The organism is Enterovirga sp. CN4-39, from assembly GCF_049446235.1.
GTDB lineage: Bacteria > Pseudomonadota > Alphaproteobacteria > Rhizobiales > Beijerinckiaceae > Enterovirga.
Window position 1 is genome coordinate 1 of sequence record NZ_JBMSEF010000050.1, and the last position, 4,227, is coordinate 4,227.

Consider the following 4,227-nt stretch of genomic DNA (forward strand, 5'->3'; position numbering starts at 1 on the left):
CGGATGGCCATTTCTCATCCGTGACCGGAATAGAGTGGCTCCAGTTCGCTGACGCTGGATGGGCGATCGCGAGCTGATCCAGCGCACTCTGCCGGATCGGTGGCGGCGGCTCGAGCGTTCACGAAGTGAGTGCGGCGGCCAATCTGGCGCTAGGTCGGAGGCTTCTCGCCCGAAAGGATGGCCACCAGCGCCATCCGTCAGGCCGCGGCGTAGAGGTCGGCGCCGTCGCCTCCGTGATGCTTGGAGAAGGCTATCCCGGACGGCCGGCGATCGACGATGGGCCTGGCCAGGCGATCGCGCCGGATCTCGATCGGCAGCGGCCTGAGATCCTCGCCGCCGAGTATGAGGAGGTCCGAGCTGCTCGAGGCCCGCCACGATCCCGGACATCGCTCCCGTCCAGCCCAGGCCGTTGCGGCTCCAGATACGCGGCCGGCCCGCATCGACGCGGGCGCACATCCTGAACCCGTCGTGGCTTGACCTCGAAGGTCCACCCCGTCCCGCTCGGATTCACGGTTGAAGACGTCCGCAGGCACGGGCCGACGAAGCCCTCCGGCCGCCGCTGGTCGCGGGCCGAAACGCGGGCGCTCCAGAGCACAATGGCCGGCGAACGCTTTCGTCGACTGATCATGTCAAAGCATCCAGCGCTTCACATATACTTTTGTAGTGTTCATGGTCGACTACTTTTCGGCCACGATCGACATTCGGGAGAAGTGCAGGGGGGCTCCGTGAGTGCGATTCCTACGCGGCTATTTGAGATGGTCTCTCAAGAGGCGTTTCACTGGGGTGCCGCTGCCGCAGCCGGCTACCATGAGCCGGCTGAGGGCCACATGGACGCTCAATGGGCCTGGCTTCTGACGACCTTCTTCGATGAGCACCGGTTTGACCTAAGCAACGCTGTCGATTTCGCTGCCGGCTTTGGCCGGAACACGCTAAAATTGCTCAATGCCGGCGCTGGACAGGTGACGGCCGTCGACGTGAACCCGGACTGCATCGCAGCTCTTAAGACCAAACTGCCTTCAGACCGCGTGGTCGTCGTTCAGAACAGTGGGGCCGATCTCTCAGCGCTTGAGAGCGGGACGTATACCTTCCTCTACAGCTTCGACGCGATGGTCCACTTCGACCTCGAAATCGTGATTGCCTATTTGCCCGAGTTTGCCCGGGTGCTGAGGTCGGGAGGCTGTGCGCTCATCCACCACTCAAATTACTCAGGAAACCCGGGGGGCGACTTCCGTGAGAACCCGCACTGGCGCAACTTCATGACAGCGGGCATCTTCAAACACGTTGCAGTACGAAGCGGATTCGAAGTCGTCGAACAGCGCATATTTGCTTGGGGCGAGCCCGATATCGATTGCATCACGGTGATGCGAAAGATGTAAGCTGATCGGGCCCGCGCTGCTGAAGGCGGCACCGCGGCGTTCCAGGGGAGAGCCACCAATTGCACCGTGGGCTCTATGAACACGAGCCAGATCGTTTGGACGCCCGCAGACTTCGCCGCAGCGGCGGCTCTGCTGGCCACAGCCGCTCTCGCCTACGCGGCAGCGAACCGTCAAACCGAGCATAAGTGGCACCTCCGAGCTACGGGAGCTCTGATACCCGTCGTAGTTCTGGCCCTATGGGCGCATGGGTCCGTTCACTTTTTTGACTGACAAGTCAGGAAGACTGGCACCGGCCGTTTACAACGGGCTCTAGGCTCGGACACGATCTAAGCGCATCTGCGATCTCGACGTCATCGCGAGCACCTGGCCGGAGGTGCGGGCACGGCTGCTCAGGGATGGTGAGAAGGCCGAGATCGACGACCTCACACCCTGCCGATCGAAGCGAGCGAAGAAACGGAGATTGGAACCAGAGTCAGAAGACGCTGGGCGCTGATCCGCCGGTAAGTTTCAGCCAGACCGAAACCTCGCTGCATTGAAAGCAGCATCGGGGTCAGAGGCGGCCACATGGCTCGCCGAGGTTCCTGAGCGTGCAACATCGCCCCTGACACTGAACTCGGTTGTTGTGCAGATCCCGCCGACGAATTGTTCTTGCGTTGATCCTCATCGTCCTCGGAGTTGGTAGACCCAATGGCGTATATTGTCCTTAGAGGAGCAGAAGGATAAGTCGATAGAGTCGTTCCTACGATCGGGAGTAAGTGATGCCTGTCATTTCGACTAGAAACTACTCCGTTCGTGAGACGAATAGCTCGGGCTTTATAGACATCGAACTCGCTCTCGATGCGGCAGCCACGGCGCCGATTCAGGTGTCATATTATACAATGCCTGTATCTGCCGCCACAGGCTCTGATTTCTCGCAAATATCCGGAAGCACAACGTTTGCCGTCGGGGAATCGACGCGGTTCATCAGGATAAATCTTGGTGGCGATACGGCCATCGAAGGAGACGAGACATTCCAACTCTTAGTACTGAAGCCCTCCAACGCTACTTTGGCCGGGGGCGCCGCTGCGCTGGTTTCCACAATAACGGTCTTCGACAACGATGATCTCGGTTCGGACCCGGTGCCGGGTGCTGGTGCTGCCGCGACTCCCATCTACGGTCCGGCGCCACAACCCGGCCTTAGTCCCACGCTTGCTATTCACGACATGGCGATGCTGGAGGGCAACTCTAGCTGGGAATATGGGCGTTTTCTGGTGACGCTTGATCGGCCGGCCACGACTCCGGTTACATTTCGTTACTACCTCGAAGACGGAAGCGCGAGCGCAACCCAAGGCGATTTCGATTCCAATTTCGGGCAGGTCACAATCGGCGTAGGCCAACAATCCACGTACATCAACGCAGCTGTGTACGGCGACACTCGTGTCGAGCAGAATGAGACCTTTCATATCATCCTCACGGATATTGAGAATGGCGTGTTCTCAGGCGGCGCCGCTTCTCTGCTCGCAACAGGCACCATAGTCGATAACGACGGGGGAAGTCCGTCGAGAATGGGGGGGACGGGTACGACGGGAACTGAAATATCTGGCCCCCCCTCTGCATCTGGAACATTGCCGACGCTCGATGTCAGGAACGTTGCGATCGCTGAAGGCAACTCGAGCTTCGAATATGCTCGGTTTCTGATCACGTTAGACCGAGCGGCTACTGCCCCGATCACATTCCGGTATGCATTCGAAGACGGGACAGCTTCGGTTGCGCGAGGCGATTTCGGCGCCGGGACTGGAACAGCTACAATCAATGTGGGCGAGACGTCCGCTTGGCTGCAAACCGCGGTGTATGGCGATACCGCAATCGAGGGTGATCAGACATTCAGGTTGGTTCTGACGGACATACAGAACGCTGCTTTCGCTGGCTCGGCGCCCGCGCTGGTCGCGACCGGAACCATCATCGACAATGACGGCAGCACGATATCGAGTAACGGCGGGGTGGGTACTCCTGCATCCCAGGTCGTCGCCCCTGCCGGAGGCGGGGGACTTCCCACCTTTACAGCATATTCGACGAGCCAAAGTGAGGGCGCCTCGTCCTTCGAATATGCCTACGTCCACTTCCTTCTGTCGTCTGCAGCCTCGACCGACATTCAGGTGGATTACACAACTCGGGACGGTTTGGCCTCCTCGGCGTCCGATTACTATAGCGTCTCAGGAACGCTGACTGTAGCTGCGGGCCACCGCGGGGGCTGGGTCCAGGTTGCCGTGCGAGGAGACACGGTCATTGAGGGGGATGAGAACTTCTTTGTGGACTTCACCAATCCGCGAGGGGTTGCGTTCTCGTCGGGGGGCTCAACATACACCGCAGCATTGACCATCCGGGACGATGACGGGGGTGGGAGCGCCGAGCAGGTATCTTCCGGCTCAGTGATTCCAGTTGTTCCGCGCGTGACGTCAGGCGCCGACGTGTATCAAGGCGACTTCGTTGCTGAGACCGTATCTTTGTTGGGTGGAAACGACGTTGCGTACGGCCGGGGCGGCAACGACGTCCTTTCAGGCGATGGTGGGACAGATGCCCTCTTCGGCGGCGCTGGGGACGACGTGCTCTATGGAGGAGCAGACGCCGACACCTTAGACGGCGGCGAGGATAGCGACACGTATTTCGCCGATGAGTTAGATTTCATCAGCGACACTGGTGGCGCCTACGGCGTGGATGCAGTGCATATCACGTTCAGCTCAGGCGCGGACAACACGTACTATCTCCCCGAATCCATCGAGAATCTAATCCTAGGCGGCAACGTGGCGATCGGTGCGGGAAACAGCAGCGCCAACTACATGCAAGGTAACGAGCTGGTGAACGCGTTGTACGG

The 4,227-nt window shown here is 59.8% G+C and carries 2 protein-coding genes; both read left to right on the forward strand.

Translation table 11 applies throughout. The features are described 5' to 3' along the window. Positions 1–725: 725 nt before the first annotated feature. Positions 726–1,376, forward strand: coding sequence for a class I SAM-dependent methyltransferase (locus ACO2SS_RS28675; RefSeq protein WP_423281278.1), 651 nt, complete (start codon positions 726–728; stop codon positions 1,374–1,376). Between the two features lie 758 nt (positions 1,377–2,134). After that, a partial coding sequence (locus ACO2SS_RS28680; RefSeq protein ID WP_423281279.1) for a Calx-beta domain-containing protein occupies positions 2,135–4,227 on the forward strand: 2,093 nt, incomplete at its 3' end.